Source organism: Flavobacterium soyangense (assembly GCF_015277675.1).
Lineage (GTDB): Bacteria > Bacteroidota > Bacteroidia > Flavobacteriales > Flavobacteriaceae > Flavobacterium > Flavobacterium soyangense.
Window position 1 is genome coordinate 17,802 of sequence record NZ_JADHEC010000002.1, and the last position, 15,402, is coordinate 33,203.

Below are 15,402 nucleotides of genomic sequence, written 5' to 3' on the forward strand. Positions count from 1 at the left end.
TTAAGGCACATATGGTAAAGTAAAAAAGGAAAAGTTGCAATTATTAACAAATTTTTATCGCCTTGGCTAAAACTAAACCTTTGCAACTAGAACAGAAAGCCTTACTTTTGTGCGCTATACAAATTAAATTAATAAAGAGGATGAGATTGCTTCGTTCCTCGCAATGACAAAGAAATGGAAATAGTTATCAAGCTTTCTCAATTTTTATTGAGCTTATCATTACTGATTATACTTCACGAGTTAGGACATTTTATTCCTTCCAAAATATTTAAAACACGAGTAGAAAAATTCTATTTGTTTTTTGACGTCAAATACTCTTTGTTTAAAAAGAAAATTGGCGAAACGGAGTACGGAATCGGCTGGCTGCCTCTTGGCGGCTATGTGAAAATATCCGGAATGATTGATGAAAGTATGGACAAGGAACAAATGGCTTTGCCTCCACAACCTTGGGAATTTCGTTCAAAACCAGCTTGGCAGCGATTGATTATTATGCTTGGTGGAGTTATTGTGAACTTCATTCTGGCTTTTGTCATCTATATTGGGATGGCTTTTGCTTATGGTGACGTGTACCTGAACAATTCAGAATTGAAAGATGGAATTGCAGTTACAAGTCCTGTGGGTGAAGAATTAGGGTTTAAAACGGGAGATAAAATTATTGCAATTGATGGCGAAAAAATAGCTCGTTTTGATGAAATTCCACTTAAACTGTTGTTTTCAAAATCAGCATTGATAAACCGTAACGGAGCCGAACAAACCATCAATTTTCCGGTTGATTTGATTGATAAAGTCCTAAAAGGGGAAAAACGTCCTTTTATTGGATTGAGAGAACCATTTGTAATAGGAAAAGTTCCTGATTCATCAGCAAATATTAAAGTGCTTTTGCCAAAAGATATTATCAAATCCCTTAATGGTGAGTCGACAAAATATTACGATCAGGTTGTTGGAATTTTAAAAAACAATAAAAACAAGACTGCTGATGCTGTTGTCTTAAGAGATGAAAAAGAAGTTTCTGTAAAAATCAACATCAACAAGGAGGGAAAATTAGGAATAATTCCCGCTTCTGTTGGAATTAAAAGTCTGGAAAAACTGGGTCTTTATAAATTCAGCACACAAGAATACAGTTTCTTTGAGGCTTTCCCTGTGGGAATCGAGAAAGGAAAAAACCAGTTAGTGGGTTATGGCAAACAACTAAAAGCGATTTTCAATCCACACACAGGTGCATACAAAGGCGTAGGTGGTTTTAAAGCTATTTTTGATATTTTTCCTAGCACTTGGAGCTGGGAAGTATTCTGGAATATCACCGCTTTATTGTCAATAATGCTAGGCGTAATGAATTTATTGCCTATTCCGGCACTTGATGGCGGTCATGTAATCTTTTTATTATACGAAATGATTAGCGGAAAAAAACCAAGCGATAAGTTCTTAGAGAACGCTCAAATGGTTGGTTTCTTTCTACTTATAACTTTGTTATTGTTTGCCAATGGGAACGATATTTACAAGGCAATTGTGAGACATTAAAATAAATTAAAAATTTTACGGATTTTATTTGCTTCAAAAAAATTAAGCCTTATATTTGCACCGCTTTAAAAGTGAAACACACTTTCCTTCTTAGCTCAGTTGGTTAGAGCATCTGACTGTTAATCAGAGGGTCCTTGGTTCGAGCCCAAGAGAGGGAGCTTTTTAAAAAGACTTTACAGCAATGTAAGGTCTTTTTTGTTTTAAAGCGGTAGTGAAAGCGGGACTTCACGGGGATTCAGTAGAAAAGAGCAAATTCTAGATTTTGCCAACTTGCCAACTTATTTTGCAAAAAAAGGCAACATATTAGGCATCATCTCTTTTTCTAAAAGGCATCACTTTTTTTATCGTAACCAATTGCATGTCTGACTAAAACAAAAAGTTATGACAACAGACAATTTCAAAATTCTATTTATTGAAGGAAAGAATAGAAAAAACAAGAAGAATCAATCTCCATTATTTTGCCGACTAACCCTAAATGGGAACAGAAAACAGCTTAGCACAGGTATTAATATTGAGTCCGAGCATTGGGATACCAAGAACCAAGTAATTCTAAAATCCCATAAATCTGCAATTCTATACAACTCTCAATTGGACAAGATAAAATCTAAGGTCAATAGCATCTACATGATTTTAAGATTACAAGAAAATCCTTTTTCTATTGAAGACATTCACGACAAATACTTTGGCAAAGAACTAAAGAAAAGTGAATTCATTCTCTCCTACTACAAACAGTATCTAGCCAAAATTAAAAAACTAGTAGGACTAGAAATCAAAGATAACACCTATAAGAAGTTCGTTTATGTAGGCAATCATTTAGAAGCATTCCTGAAATGGAAATACAAGAAAACAGATTACCCTCTAGAAGAATTAAACTTGCAGTTTCTAAGTGATTTTGACTACTATTTAAAGACCGAGAAGAAGCAAGAGCAAATTACTATCAACAAAACAATTCAAAGACTTAGAACACCCATTAAACAAGCTATTTCAGAAGGCTATTTAGATAGAGATCCGTTTATACTTCACAAGTCCAAAACAGTCCGTAAAACGGTTATATTCCTTACTACAGAAGAACTCAAAACCCTTGAAGAAGCAGTATTGCAACAAAAGAGATTAAGCACCATTCAAGACTTATTTATTTTCTGTTGTTACACAGGATTAGCCTTTAATGAAATGGCGCACCTAGAGAGGCAGAATATCCAAATTGGATTTGATGACATTAATTGGATTCAAATGAAACGTGAAAAAACACAGCGTCAAATCTCAATTCCAATCCTACCAAAGGCACAAGAAATCATTGAGAAATACTCAACCGATAGTAACCGCATATTCCCTCCAATAAGTAATCAAAAATTCAATTCTTATCTCAAAGAAATTTCAGCTATAACAGGAATCGAAAAAAGATTGACGCACCACATTGCTAGGAAAACATTTGCTTCTACAGTTTTACTGTACAATGATGTTCCAATGGAAATTGTATCAGAACTACTTGGTCATTCTAACATGGTTATTACACAGGAAAGTTACGGGAAGGTAGTGCAGAAGAAAGTAAGTGAAGCGATGTCTAATCTAAAGGACAAATTGAAATAGTATAGAATGAGTCTAACGCATTTAACACGTTTTAGGCTCATTTTTCATTTAAAATATTGATTCCTTCAAAAATTTCATTTACATCTATACCCAAAGCAAAACAAAATCTCAATAGTAAATCAACAGTCATTCTTTGTTCATTTCTAAACACTCTTCTTACGGTAGTTTCTGAACATAGTGCTGCTCTGGCAAACTCAGATTTATTCCCATCGAATTTTACAAGGAACTCTTTGTATATCCTTTTGACTAACTCATGTTCTATCTGTTCTAGATGCTTCTGCATTGAACAAAGAAAACAAATGACTAAATCAAAATTCTCTTCACTTGTCGACTTATAAGTCGAAATTAAATTAGATTTGTGTACTGATATAAAATCCGTGTATGATGTAATACACTAATCTAAAAGTAAGGAAGAAAGTCCTTGTGAATAATCTAAATTAATAGCGGTTTATTTTACAGAATGAGGAAACCCGTAATCAAATGATTTTGAAAACAAATTACTTTGCCAACAAATCACTAAAAGTGGGTATTGTGAACAGGAAGTAATACGTGTTCCTTTGTTAGCAAAGGAAACCCGTGAAAGTAGAATAGGTTTGTTTTGAATTTAAAATTTAAAGAGTGTCAAAAAGGAATAATTGAGCAACATCAATTTTTAAGGTTTTGGCAATTGCATATAAGGTCGTAACAGAAGTATTAATGACACCTCTTTCAATTCTGCTGATTTGGGAAATCTCGACACCTAGTTCATTTGCAAGCTGTTCTTGAGTGAAGCCTTTTGCTAAACGAAGTTCTCGAAGTTTTCCACCAAAGCTAATTAATATTCTTATTTTTTCTTGATTATCCACGAAATAAAATTCGAGGAATTAAGTTATTATTCAGTAGGCATATTTGCCTATATTTGAAACTTAGAAACAACAACAGGAATGCTGAAAACTGTATAGAGTAGGCAATATTTTTAAATAAATTATGAAGAATCTAATTTTTATTTTATCATTCGCATTTTTGTTTTCATGCTCTAAACCAGAAGACAACCAGCCTAGTAATTCAAATGTCAAATTATTAAAATCGGTAATAGAAACTGGGGAAACATACGGAAGTTTTAGTTCCTACCATTACGAGAACAATATTCTAACTAAAGTTAATTACGGAGAATTGAACAATTCCATGGCTATCCAACAGCTAGGTTATGAAAATAACAAACTAATAAAAATTGCACATGATGATAATTATGCAGGTTTTGGTAGTAGTAATAATAAAGCTGTAAATCCAGAGGATTTCTCATACAACTATAATTTAAGTAGTTATCCTGTAGAAACAATATCGTACATGACTAGCAGTATTTTTTACAAATCAATTTACAGAGATTATACCTACAATTTAAACAGTCAAAAACAGATTACTAGTATTGTAGAAAACAAGGATTTAAGCGTCGAATTTGTGTACAATACTACTCAGGTTACAAAACAAAAACAATTCGACAATCCCCCATACGAATATACATTTACTTATGATGATAAAATAAATCCCTTCAATGTTCTGTATACAAAATTCGGGTTACTTGACGATTACATTTGTCCCTTATTAGGTCAAAATCACATTTACCACTTTTTATCTCCAAACAACATCAAAGAAGTTTATAAAAACGGAATTTTACGTTACAGTTTTATTTATCAATATAACGATGAGAATCAGCCTGTATCAGTCGTTGCGTATGATTACTCCACTAGTAAAACTCATCAATACATGTACACCTACACAAATTAATTTTAAAATTAAAGAATAACTTAAACAAAGGTAAAAGTGATTTGGCAACAAACATCAATAGAAAAAATTAAGGCTGAATTGATTTTATCATGTGCCAATAATAATCCCGAATCATTTTTACCTTTTCTAATGTCAGCGGAGGTAGAAACAGAAGCACCTAACAAAAAGGATTTTTATCAATTTCTTAAAGGAATGCTTAATCATGCTCATGAGAGTTCGGAAGGACAACTTACATTGAAAATAGAACAGCCAACATGGAACACAGATAAAGAAGTACTTCATTACAACTTTTATGACAATACCCATATATACCCCCTCCTTTCAATCGTAGTTAAAGAAAACAACAATCTAATCTGTTTAGGTATAATGCCCTTTTAAAATAAAAAAATATGATAATTACATTATTAGTTATAGCAGTAATAGGACTTTACATTTATAAATCGTCTATAAAAGATGGAGATATTGAAAATGAAGAATCTGAGCAAAGAGGTTCGCTAATAACAAAACGAAAAAAAACTAACTTTCAAGAAAGGAATGAAAGTATGGTAAGAATGGCAAATAACATGGGTATTTCTGTTGAGGAAGTTAAAGAGGATTATATCTCAGACTTAGAGAAGAATAATATTGGAACTGATTTTAAAGCTCAAATAATAGAAGATTTAGAGTTTGGAAAAATAGAAGAATCTAAAGTTTTCGGTATTAAACCTGAAAACACTGGTTCAGCATTAATGAGGGAATGGTTTATTGAGTACATCAGTGCAAAAGAAAATCAAAAAATCGACGAAGAAGTGGAAGAAATTCTTAAAGAAAGGAATTTGATTCCATGCTCAGCACACGATAAAAAAAAGTACGAAATGAGAATGCAATTAGAAGAAAGAATGGAAAATAGCGTCATAGAAGTTTGTAAAACCAACCCTATGATAAATACTCCTTTAGCAGTAATAGCTATAACCGAAGCGATAGGTATTGTATCTGAAAACTATAAAAAAAACCTTATTGAGGGAAAGGATGAAATTGGTCTAAATGAATTTGAAATCACTGTTTTAATAGAAGAGGCAAAAAAGAAAATTTTTAACAATTTAATAGAACACAAAATTTAAAATCATGATTTGGATAATAATAGGAATTGTAGTAATTAGTCTAGTTGTTCATGGTTTTAAATTCAACAAAGACAACGAAGATTTAAATGGTCGTCCATTGCACGCGAAATTTAAATTTATATTAGAGATCTTGAACAGCGAAATATTTGACGGAGAAGGAGAAGTTTACGAGCTCCATAAAAGAAGTTTTAATCTTGGAGCGACCGGTCAAAATCAAATGATAAATTTTGAATATGGCGCTGGTAATTTAACCATTACGTGGAAATTTAAGTACCTTCAAAAAGAAATAATTAATAAAAAGGTATTTTTAGATGTTAGAAATTTAAGCGTTTTTGAACAAGAAAAGATTGCTCAAACAATGATGGAGCGTATGGTTAAAATTGTAAATGACCATAAAAACGAAGTCCATTCTAATTTTTAATCTAAAAAACTACTGTTACAAATTTTTATTGTAGTCTTAATTTAGAAATATATCCTTCCAAAAATTTTAATTTTTTTTTGAAGTCATACACTACATAAACCACACTTCACCCCCTACTCTTTTTATAATTTGGGATATGCCCGTCAATGTTTAATCTTAAAATTATAAAAACTATGGTTACAATTGTAGATTACAAAAAATATCAAAGAGAGAATGGGGAAAGCTTCTATGCTCTTGAAGTACAAGGAGGAATCGAATCTGTTAAAAGTAAAGAAACCGGAAAGACTTACTTTACAGCGCGAACAACTAAAGTACCATGTACGTTTACTGAGCCAACCTGTAAGGCACTAATTGGCACTCAAATGCCCGGAACTATAAAAAAGGTAACAGTAGACCCTTATGAATTTACCATCAAGGAAACGGGCGAAATCATCAAAATGTCGCACCGTTACGAATACCTTTCGGAAGAAGAAAGCATCGTAGAAAGCAACGTGCTGAAAAATGAAATGGTATACTAAAACACCTCACTATAAGTAATTAAGGAACTCTCAAAAGGAGTTCCTTTTTTTTTATAACAATAATTTATTATGTCGAATAACGACCAATAACAACATCAAATAACATCAGTATGAAACTACAAAAAGCACAAAGGAACCAAGTGAAATTAAGGCTGGGTTTAAGCGGAGCAAGTGGCTTTGGTAAGTCTTATTCAGCATTACTATTAGCTTACGGAATCACTAACGATTGGACTAAAATAGCTATAATTGACACTGAAAATAACAGTGCCAGCCTCTACTCCCACTTAGGAGATTTTAACGTATTGTCGTTAAATGAGCCATACGCTCCAGAGCGTTATATTCAAGCCATTGAGGTTTGTGAAAAAGAAGAAATCGAAGTAGTTATAATTGACAGCATTACACACGAATGGTCTGGCAAAGGTGGATGCTTGGAACTACATGAACAACTTGGAGGAAGATTCCAAGATTGGGCTAAAATAACTCCGCGTCATCAAGCCTTTATCGATAAAATTCTTAATTCAAACTGCCACGTAATTACTACTGTACGACGCAAAACGGATTACAGTCTTGATAAAGACGGCAACGGTAAGACTAAAGTAATGAAGCTAGGTACGAAGGAAATAACAAGAGACGGCTTCGAATATGAGCTGACAGTCAATTTTGAGCTTATAAATGACAATCATCTTGTTACCGCTTCTAAAGATAGAACTGGTTTATTTTCTGGGAAACCTGAATTCGTAATTAATTCATCCACCGGAAAGAAACTTATTGAATGGTGTAATCTGGGGATTTCAGTTGAAATAGCGATGTCTGAAATCAATGCTTGTGAGAATCTTGAGGGATTGAAGCATGTGTATTCAAAATATCCTTCGCTTCAAAAGCAGATTCACAATGCCATTATGAATAGAAAAAACCAGATAGAAAACATCGCTAGTCACCTAGTCGACGAAAAAGAAATTGTAAAACCATTAATTGAAGAGAACCATGGAATTAGTACTTAATAGTAGCATCAACGAGCATCTAGTAGATGAGAACGAGATAATAAACAAACCATCAAGTAGTTTTATTGAAGCCAATACTGAAATAGTGAGCTTAGAGCATCTGGAAAAAGATTGTATAATCCCTGTATTCTCAAAGGATAACGAGTCAACAATTAGCCATTTCCAGTTTGTAGATAAATGCCAACAAATAATTCAAAAATTACTGCCTGGGGTACTTCAGAAAACACCTGATATTAGAGTAAGCCACGTAGTAAAAGGAAGAATTCCATCAGCAATAGGAAAACCTGCAAAGGATCTTGAAGAACACGAAAAAACCATTTATTACGAACGATGTGCCTTCATTATAGATTTACCCTCGACAAAGCAAATTGTTAACGGAAATGAGCTTACATTGAGCATTGGCGGAGTACGAGCGTATAATCAGGAGAACCTTTATAGCAAGAAATCGATGGAAAAATTCAAAGTTTTTATTGGTTTCAAGAATAAGGTGTGTACTAACTTATGTATTAGTACAGATGGCTTTTCGAATGAAATAAGGATATCTTCTATACATGAGTTAGAAGACAAAATGATTGAGCTATTCTCTAATTACAAGAGAGACAATCACCTAAAAATGATGGAGCGAATGATTGAACACAAGTTGTCTGAAACGCAATTTGCGCATCTAATTGGAAAATTCAAAATGTTTACGCACTTAGACAAGCACACACAGAAATCAATCTTCCCAATTTCACTGAATGACAGTCAGATAAACAATATTGTGAAAGACTATTACCAGTGTCCCAACTTCTCAAGAAGTCCAGATGGTTCGATAAGTTTCTGGAATTTATACAACTTATTTACGGAAACCAACAAATCCTCCTACATCGATAACAACCTAGAACGGAATGTCAACGCATACGAACTAATCAACAACCTAGGTAAATCCATCCAAAACAATATTCCCAATTGGTTCCTGCATTATTAATCATAGCTATTTTGTTAGGTAAGGAATACTTAACGGGAGGTAGAGAAAGAAGAAGATGGAAGATCATGAATTAGCAGATGTGCTTCAATATAGCTCGCCTAAAGAGCTTTATATAGTTACCTACTACAATGTACTCAAATTACTTTTTTGCCCTTTTAGAGTCAAGGTATTGTCCGACGTTGGACTGCTAAGGAAAGAGCAATTAGTTTGGGTTAGCGAGGTTAAAGTGACAACAGAATTAAAAACAATTTTTATAATAAACGGCAATGCTTACCATTACCACTCTTTTGAAATCCTTATTGAGGAATTTACGGAGTAGCTGTTATAAAACAAGGAGTTATGCTGAATTTCGATAACCAACTTTTGAGACGGTTTCTCCTTTATCAATAAAACCACTGAAAAAGCTTTTTTGTACAAATTGAAAACGGAGAGATTATGTCTCTCCATTTTTTATCTCGTTAAAAAACGATTAATATTGTAAAACTAAAACTTTAATGCTACAAGCCAATATGCAACTAATAGACTTAATCAACGATCTTAAGGAATTTAAAAAGCCGGATTATTTAGTGGAGGAATTCTATAGAGAGTATTGTCATTTAAATGATTTGGAGTACAGTGGTAATTTTGAAAAATTAGAGAAATTCACATTTTATTACACCATAAATATTTACGGAGAAAAAAAAGGAGAAAAGGAAACTATCTTTTTTGATAATTTCAAATTAAAAATATTTAAAGATAGATTAATTGAAACTTTAGAGAAATTCAAAAACGAACATAACCTACTTTTTAGTTTACAGGAACAAATTTCGTTTAGTAATAATGTTCAGAAACTATTAAGAAAAGAACTTACACTTTTTAAATCAGATACCCTATTTAAAACCTACTACAAAATTCTAAATGACTTTATTTCTTTATTTTCAGAAAAGTATGTAACTGTTAACGATAGGAAAACCAATTACAATTCTTTTAGATACAGCAAACCAAATGCTTATGCTAAAATTAAACTTTTACATGAAACATTAATCAATAAATCTTTTATTGGAAGCGAAACTAAATTGATTGATTTTGAAAAAATACTTCAAGACACAGAAGTCAAAACTAAAGTAAGATGGATTGGTCAAACAGATGACCTAATCACTTTTATTAAACTTATAAATTCAACAGAAGGCTTTATTGACACTCAAACTGAAAAGTGGCGTATTGCTGAAAAGTGTTTCGTTAAAATTGGAGAAAAATCGATGCGATTTCTTACATCCAAAGATTTCAGTAACTACAAAGAGTCTCCTCTTTCAAAATCAAAAATGACATTACTAATAAATACCGTCTTTAATTAGTTTTTTTAATGAGTTATCTTTAAAGCTTTTAAAATCAACCAATTAACATTTTATTATTCATTATTTACTATACTCTTCCATACTGAGCAATAAATTAAATAATTAAAAATCTACTTTCCCATTCTCCCATTTTTCAATACATAATTGAGTTTCATACTGCGGTCATACTGAACTATGTTTTAACACCTCTTTTAATCATTTGCTTTGCATCAGCCTACTGAAAGAAAAGTAGGATTTGCAAACTAAAATGATAAAAAATATGAGATAGCTAAATTAATAAAAAAACGACATGTAAGTACGATAGATTTATATGTCCACTCAGAGTAGTCGGACTAGTCCGACTAAATAAATTAATAACTCAAAAAGAAAAAGAACAATGGAAAATAAAATTAATGATCCATTAAATGGAGGGACAAAATTAGTAGTTAAAGCAATCGATTTAATTAAAAGATTCGAAAATGATCCAGAGCCAATAGAATTATGGAATGGAGTAATAGAAGGTTCAAAAGGATTGTTTGTAGGGGTCAGTAAAACAGGGAAGACAACTTTCGGAGAGAATCTAGCAATTTCACTCGCCGTGGGAAGCCCTTCCTTTTATGGTAAAGAAATTAAGGGTGGACCAAAAAAAATACTCTTTATAAATTTGGAGGAAAGCCCAAGAATGAGGTCTTTAAGACTGAAAAAACAGATATCTAGATTAAACCCTCAAGAAATGGTGTTGTTTAGTGAAAATTTTTTAACACCCCAAAAAGATTTCATTGAATCTGTTAACTCCGATAAAGACTGGGAAAAAATGAGAGATTGTATAGAAGAATCCGGTGCGGAAATAATTTTCATTGATAGTCTTACCCATTTGTTTCAAGGACAAATTGAAGCTAGTGAGGCGTGTAGGAAATTTATTGAAAAATTCAGAAAATATGTGACAAGTTCCCTTAAAACTATAATTGTAATACATCATAACACTAAAGGAAACGATAGACCTATCGAACAGGATAGCATTGCAGGAAGCAGAGTAATTCTTCAAGAGTTTGAGTATGCACTAGGCTTTGCTAATATCCCTAATAGTAAGGACAAGTATTCTTGTATGCTTTTTAATAAATATGTTGAAGTCGATAGCTCGTTGGCGACAATTTACAAGATCGATAAGGATAGATGGATTGAGGGTTTTGGCGAGGTAGAAAAAAGTGTTTTATACGACATTAAAGTTAAAATTGATTACAGGGAAGACTCGACAAACAAAGATTTAATATACAACTATATTCAAAGTCAGAGTAGTCTGGGTAGTCAGATTATACCGACTGGCGACTTAATGAAAACATTTGTACTGAATGACCCAAAAACGATGGCTAAAGACACACTTTTCAGATCTTTAGAGAAATTGAGGAATGATGGCAAAATCGAAAATCAAGGAATGGGTAAATATCAACTAAAAATGAAAAAGGATGATGCAGAAGAAGAAACACCTAGTTTATAAAGCAACTAACCAAGAGACAGGAAAAGCTTACATAGGAGTAACAACAAGGACAATGGAAGAGCGTAAGGCAGACCATATTAAAAAAGCCACTAAGGGTACGGGAAGTTATTTCCAATCAGCTATAGCTACTTTTGGTCCTGCTGCTTTCCAGTTCGAGCAGATCGACACTGCAACTTCCTCTAATGAGCTAGCTGAAAAAGAAAAAAAATACATTTTACAGTATGATAGCAAAGAGAATGGTTATAATTCAGATTCTGGTGGGGGATTCAATAAGGTTGTCTACCAGTTTGATTTAGAAGGTAATTTAATAGCTTCTTTCGATGGTTTAAAAGAAATTCAATTAACACTAGGGCATGACAAACGGAGGGTGTCCAACGCTTGTTTAACAGCTACTGTTTGGAAAGCAAGCTATTGGTCATATTCCCAAAACAACACCTTTAATCCTGATACAGATAGTAGGAAAAAGAAAGTTTTCCAGTACTCTTTAAATGGTGAAATTTTAGCTCTTTACAATTCCGTTGCAGAAGCATCACTAGAAACTGGAATATCCAAAACCAGTATCTCACGTTGCTGTAGAGGAGAAAGAAAGAGTTCGTCAGGATTTCTTTGGAAATATCTAGATTAATCAGGGAGAAAGAGAGAGACAGTTTAACAGCTGTCTCTTTCATTTTAAACCAAATCTGTATAATGAATATGGCGATACTATACACCTTGATAGCGAAACCGTTATTCTTTCCTACCTTCTCAATAATTTATCCTTACAACCAAATTGTCAATATCACTGGAATTTGCACTCTCACTAAGATAAACCAACTTATGGCTTAGAAATCTGTAAAAATCCCATTCTTATACGGGTTTCCTCAATAGTACTAATTAATTTTTCAATACTTTAGCGGATAAAATAATAGAACCTCATAGAATGTCAGAAGACCAGAAAAAACAGTTAGAACAACAACTTTGGAATATTGCCAATACCCTTCGTGGGAAAATGAATGCAGATGAATTCAGGGATTACATATTAGGATTTATTTTCTTTAAGTATCTCGCTGAGAAAATGGAGCTTTACGCCAATTCTATTCTGGAACAAGACGGATTAAAATTCAGAACTATTGACGATACCACTCCCGAAGGAAAGGAATACATTGAAGCTATTAGAGAAGAATCATTAGACAAATTAGGCTACTTCCTGAAACCCAATGAACTCTTTAGCGAAATTGCCAAGCGTGGAAATAGCGATATGGAAGGTGTGAGCAGTTTTATTATAGAAGACCTGCAAAAAATCCTGATTAATATCCAACAAAGTACGATGGGTACAGAGAGTGAAGATGATTTTGACAATCTCTTCGAGGATATGGATTTGAATAGCACCAAACTTGGAAAGACACCCGAAGCGAGAAATGACATTATCTCAAAAGTCCTTTTTCATTTAGACCAAATTGACTTTAAACTCGAAAACACAGAACTCGACGTCTTGGGTGATGCCTATGAATACCTCATTGGACAGTTTGCCAGTGGAGCAGGTAAAAAAGCAGGTGAATTCTATACGCCACAAGAAGTCAGTAAAATATTAGCTAAGATTGTAACCACGGGAAAAAGCAAACTAAAATCTGTTTATGATCCTACCTGTGGTTCTGGTTCATTGTTATTACGTGTTGCCAAAGAAGTAAGTGAAGTGTCTAACTTTTACGGACAAGAAATGAACCGTACCACCTATAACTTGGCGCGAATGAATATGATTTTGCACGATGTGCATTATCGCAAATTCGACATTAAGCAAGAAGATACTTTAGAACACCCACAACATTTAGACAAACAGTTTGAAGCTATTGTGGCTAATCCTCCTTTCTCTGCTAATTGGAGCGCAAACCCTTTGTTTACGAGTGATGACCGCTTTAGCCAGTACGGTAAGCTAGCACCAAGCAGTAAAGCTGACTTTGCTTTTGTACAACACATGATTCACCATTTGGCTGAAAACGGAACTATGGCATTAGTCTTGCCACACGGAGCTTTGTTTCGTGGTGGAGCAGAACAACACATTCGTAAATACTTGATTGAAGACCGCAACTATCTGGATGCCGTGATTGGGTTGCCTGCTAATATTTTTTATGGCACAAGCATTCCTACGTGTATTATGGTGTATAAAAAATGCCGTGAAAACCCGGAAGATGTTTTGTTTATAGATGCCAGCCAACATTTTGACAAGGTAAAAACCCAAAACGTATTGCGTGAGGAACACATTGATAAAATCATTGAAACCTACCGCAATCGTACCGAGGAAGATAAATACAGCAAACGTGCTACATTGGCAGAAATTGCCACTAACGATTACAACCTGAACATTCCTCGTTATGTAGATACCTTTGAAGCGGAAGACAGCATTGACATTGACGCTATTGCGAATGATATTAAAGAATTTGACACAAAAATTGCCGATACCGATAAAATCCTTGCTGATTTCTGTAAACAATTGAATATTGTAACCCCTTTTTAAGATGGAAAAACTAATGAACATACCTAGCTTGCGCTTTCCTGAATTTAAAGGAGAATGGGAAAATACCAAGTTAGGAAAAGTAGCAAAATTTTCGAAAGGTAAAGGAATATCAAAAAGTGAAATTTCTGAAGATGGTATTAACGAATGCATTAGATATGGAGAACTTTATACTCGTTATGGAGAAGTAATTGAAGATGTTTTTTCTAAAACGAATTTTGATATAAATAAATCTGTAGTTAGCGAAGCCAATGATGTTATTATTCCTGCATCAGGAGAAACCCAAATAGATATTGCAACCGCTTCTTGTGTAATGAAATCGGGCGTTATACTTGGTGGTGATCTGAATATTATTAAAACCAATAAAAACGGTGTTTTCCTTTCTTATTATTTGAATAGTAAAAGAAAATTAGATATTGCCAATCTTGCACAAGGCATTTCAGTGGTTCATTTATATTCAAGTCAATTAGCTTTATTAAATTTAAATTTCCCCACCCTCCCAGAACAACAAAAAATCGCCACCTTCCTCACAACAGTAGATGAAAAACTACAAGCTTTAAAGCAAAAGAAAAGCCTTTTAGAGCAATACAAAAAAGGCGTGATGCAAAAGATCTTTTCGCAAGAACTACGATTTGCAGCCGATAATGGGAATGCGTTTGCGGATTGGGAGGAGAAGAAGTTGGGGGATGTTTGTAAAACCACAAAGAGTGGAGGGACACCAACATCTACAAAAAGGGAATATTATAATGGAGATATCCCTTTTTTATCCATTAGTGATATGACTTCTCAAGGCAAGTATTTAAATTACACCTCAAATCATATTTCAAAACTAGGATTAGACAATTCAGCTTCTTGGGTTGTACCTGCTCACTCTATAATATATTCAATGTACGCATCTGTTGGTTTTGTTGCGATAAACAACATTCCATTAGCAACATCGCAAGCTGTTTTGAATTTAATTTTGAAAGAAGGAATTAATACAGATTACATATATTACACATTAGTAGATTTTCAGAAAAAAATAGCTCAATTTGTTACAACTGGCACACAAGGTAATTTAAATGCTCAAAGTGTTAAAGGGTTTGAAATCCAAATTCCGTGCCTCGAAGAACAAACCAAAATCGCTTCTTTTCTATCTACCATTGATGAAAAAATCAATCATTGTAAGGCACAGATAACCAATACTGAGGTTTGGAAAAGAGGATTATTACAACAATTATTTGTTTAAAT

The 15,402-nt window shown here is 33.4% G+C and carries 17 protein-coding genes and 1 tRNA gene; 16 read left to right on the forward strand and 2 right to left on the reverse strand.

The genetic code is table 11. From position 1 onward, the window contains the following. The first annotated feature begins 174 nt into the window (after positions 1-174). The 3 genes from rseP to IR213_RS01075 all read left to right on the forward strand — a co-directional run bounded on the left by rseP (position 175) and on the right by IR213_RS01075 (position 3,105). Entirely contained in the window at positions 175-1,518 is a 1,344-nt protein-coding gene (rseP, locus tag IR213_RS01065; RefSeq protein ID WP_194310464.1) for an RIP metalloprotease RseP, read from the forward strand. An 84-nt stretch (positions 1,519-1,602) separates the two neighbouring features. Further along, a tRNA-Asn gene (locus IR213_RS01070) sits at positions 1,603-1,676 on the forward strand. A 223-nt stretch (positions 1,677-1,899) separates the two neighbouring features. Continuing rightward, on the forward strand, positions 1,900-3,105 hold the full coding sequence (locus IR213_RS01075) for a site-specific integrase (RefSeq protein WP_194310465.1): 1,206 nt from the start codon (positions 1,900-1,902) through the stop codon (positions 3,103-3,105). A gap of 37 nt (positions 3,106-3,142) precedes the next feature. Here the strand turns inward: IR213_RS01075 and IR213_RS01080 are convergent, their stop codons facing one another. Together IR213_RS01080 and IR213_RS01085 are read right to left on the reverse strand one after the other, a co-directional pair. Beyond that, positions 3,143-3,388, reverse strand: coding sequence for a helix-turn-helix domain-containing protein (locus tag IR213_RS01080; protein WP_035669095.1), 246 nt, complete (start codon positions 3,386-3,388; stop codon positions 3,143-3,145). A gap of 328 nt (positions 3,389-3,716) precedes the next feature. Beyond that, on the reverse strand, positions 3,717-3,950 hold the full coding sequence (locus IR213_RS01085; RefSeq protein ID WP_194310466.1) for a helix-turn-helix domain-containing protein: 234 nt from the start codon (positions 3,948-3,950) through the stop codon (positions 3,717-3,719). A gap of 121 nt (positions 3,951-4,071) precedes the next feature. Here IR213_RS01085 and IR213_RS01090 point away from each other — a divergent pair, with 121 nt between their 5' ends. The 13 genes from IR213_RS01090 (at position 4,072) to IR213_RS01150 (ending at position 15,400) form a co-directional block, all read left to right on the forward strand. After that, the gene (locus IR213_RS01090; protein WP_194310467.1) at positions 4,072-4,869 is read left to right on the forward strand and encodes a hypothetical protein; all 798 of its coding nucleotides are present in this window, start codon (positions 4,072-4,074) and stop codon (positions 4,867-4,869) included. A 36-nt stretch (positions 4,870-4,905) separates the two neighbouring features. Next, a complete protein-coding gene (locus tag IR213_RS01095; protein WP_194310468.1) occupies positions 4,906-5,247 on the forward strand; it encodes a hypothetical protein in 342 nt (113 codons plus the stop codon). Between the two features lie 11 nt (positions 5,248-5,258). Continuing rightward, a complete protein-coding gene (locus IR213_RS01100) occupies positions 5,259-5,969 on the forward strand; it encodes a hypothetical protein (RefSeq protein ID WP_194310469.1) in 711 nt (236 codons plus the stop codon). A gap of 4 nt (positions 5,970-5,973) precedes the next feature. Then, positions 5,974-6,390 (forward strand): hypothetical protein, encoded by a 417-nt coding sequence (locus IR213_RS01105; RefSeq protein ID WP_194310470.1) that lies wholly within the window; start codon positions 5,974-5,976, stop codon positions 6,388-6,390. Between the two features lie 173 nt (positions 6,391-6,563). Then, a complete protein-coding gene (locus tag IR213_RS01110; protein WP_228479054.1) occupies positions 6,564-6,908 on the forward strand; it encodes a hypothetical protein in 345 nt (114 codons plus the stop codon). Positions 6,909-7,018: 110 nt separating this feature from the next. Continuing rightward, complete coding sequence (locus tag IR213_RS01115; protein WP_073209492.1) at positions 7,019-7,909, forward strand: AAA family ATPase; 891 nt, start codon at positions 7,019-7,021, stop codon at positions 7,907-7,909. After that, on the forward strand, positions 7,893-8,876 hold the full coding sequence (locus IR213_RS01120) for a DUF3871 family protein (protein WP_194310472.1): 984 nt from the start codon (positions 7,893-7,895) through the stop codon (positions 8,874-8,876). The genes IR213_RS01115 and IR213_RS01120 overlap by 17 nt, the downstream gene beginning before the upstream one ends. 55 nt (positions 8,877-8,931) lie before the next feature. After that, the gene (locus IR213_RS01125) at positions 8,932-9,195 is read left to right on the forward strand and encodes a hypothetical protein (protein WP_194310473.1); all 264 of its coding nucleotides are present in this window, start codon (positions 8,932-8,934) and stop codon (positions 9,193-9,195) included. Between the two features lie 190 nt (positions 9,196-9,385). Further along, positions 9,386-10,210: a hypothetical protein gene (locus IR213_RS01130; RefSeq protein ID WP_194310474.1), complete on the forward strand. Its 825-nt coding sequence runs from the start codon at positions 9,386-9,388 to the stop codon at positions 10,208-10,210. Positions 10,211-10,586: 376 nt separating this feature from the next. Further along, on the forward strand, positions 10,587-11,684 hold the full coding sequence (locus IR213_RS01135; protein ID WP_194310475.1) for an AAA family ATPase: 1,098 nt from the start codon (positions 10,587-10,589) through the stop codon (positions 11,682-11,684). Continuing rightward, a complete protein-coding gene (locus IR213_RS01140; protein ID WP_228479055.1) occupies positions 11,653-12,309 on the forward strand; it encodes an NUMOD1 domain-containing DNA-binding protein in 657 nt (218 codons plus the stop codon). The genes IR213_RS01135 and IR213_RS01140 overlap by 32 nt, the downstream gene beginning before the upstream one ends. Before the next feature lie 294 nt (positions 12,310-12,603). After that, positions 12,604-14,175 carry a type I restriction-modification system subunit M gene (locus IR213_RS01145; RefSeq protein WP_194310476.1) on the forward strand — a complete coding sequence of 524 codons (1,572 nt, stop codon included), beginning with the start codon at positions 12,604-12,606 and terminating at the stop codon, positions 14,173-14,175. Positions 14,176-14,188: 13 nt separating this feature from the next. Beyond that, on the forward strand, positions 14,189-15,400 hold the full coding sequence (locus IR213_RS01150; RefSeq protein ID WP_194310477.1) for a restriction endonuclease subunit S: 1,212 nt from the start codon (positions 14,189-14,191) through the stop codon (positions 15,398-15,400). Positions 15,401-15,402: the final 2 nt, after the last annotated feature.

Coding starts and splice junctions, on each gene's coding strand:
- IR213_RS01140 (WP_228479055.1), top strand. CDS start 11,653: ATGATGCAGAAGAAGAAACACCTAGTTTATAAAGCAACTAACCAAGAG.
- IR213_RS01110 (WP_228479054.1), top strand. CDS start 6,564: ATGGTTACAATTGTAGATTACAAAAAATATCAAAGAGAGAATGGGGAA.
- IR213_RS01145 (WP_194310476.1), top strand. CDS start 12,604: ATGTCAGAAGACCAGAAAAAACAGTTAGAACAACAACTTTGGAATATT.
- IR213_RS01105 (WP_194310470.1), top strand. CDS start 5,974: ATGATTTGGATAATAATAGGAATTGTAGTAATTAGTCTAGTTGTTCAT.
- IR213_RS01150 (WP_194310477.1), top strand. CDS start 14,189: ATGAACATACCTAGCTTGCGCTTTCCTGAATTTAAAGGAGAATGGGAA.
- IR213_RS01090 (WP_194310467.1), top strand. CDS start 4,072: ATGAAGAATCTAATTTTTATTTTATCATTCGCATTTTTGTTTTCATGC.
- IR213_RS01075 (WP_194310465.1), top strand. CDS start 1,900: ATGACAACAGACAATTTCAAAATTCTATTTATTGAAGGAAAGAATAGA.
- IR213_RS01080 (WP_035669095.1), bottom strand. CDS start 3,388: ATGCAGAAGCATCTAGAACAGATAGAACATGAGTTAGTCAAAAGGATA.
- IR213_RS01125 (WP_194310473.1), top strand. CDS start 8,932: ATGGAAGATCATGAATTAGCAGATGTGCTTCAATATAGCTCGCCTAAA.
- IR213_RS01130 (WP_194310474.1), top strand. CDS start 9,386: ATGCAACTAATAGACTTAATCAACGATCTTAAGGAATTTAAAAAGCCG.
- IR213_RS01135 (WP_194310475.1), top strand. CDS start 10,587: ATGGAAAATAAAATTAATGATCCATTAAATGGAGGGACAAAATTAGTA.
- IR213_RS01115 (WP_073209492.1), top strand. CDS start 7,019: ATGAAACTACAAAAAGCACAAAGGAACCAAGTGAAATTAAGGCTGGGT.
- IR213_RS01120 (WP_194310472.1), top strand. CDS start 7,893: ATGGAATTAGTACTTAATAGTAGCATCAACGAGCATCTAGTAGATGAG.
- IR213_RS01100 (WP_194310469.1), top strand. CDS start 5,259: ATGATAATTACATTATTAGTTATAGCAGTAATAGGACTTTACATTTAT.
- rseP (WP_194310464.1), top strand. CDS start 175: ATGGAAATAGTTATCAAGCTTTCTCAATTTTTATTGAGCTTATCATTA.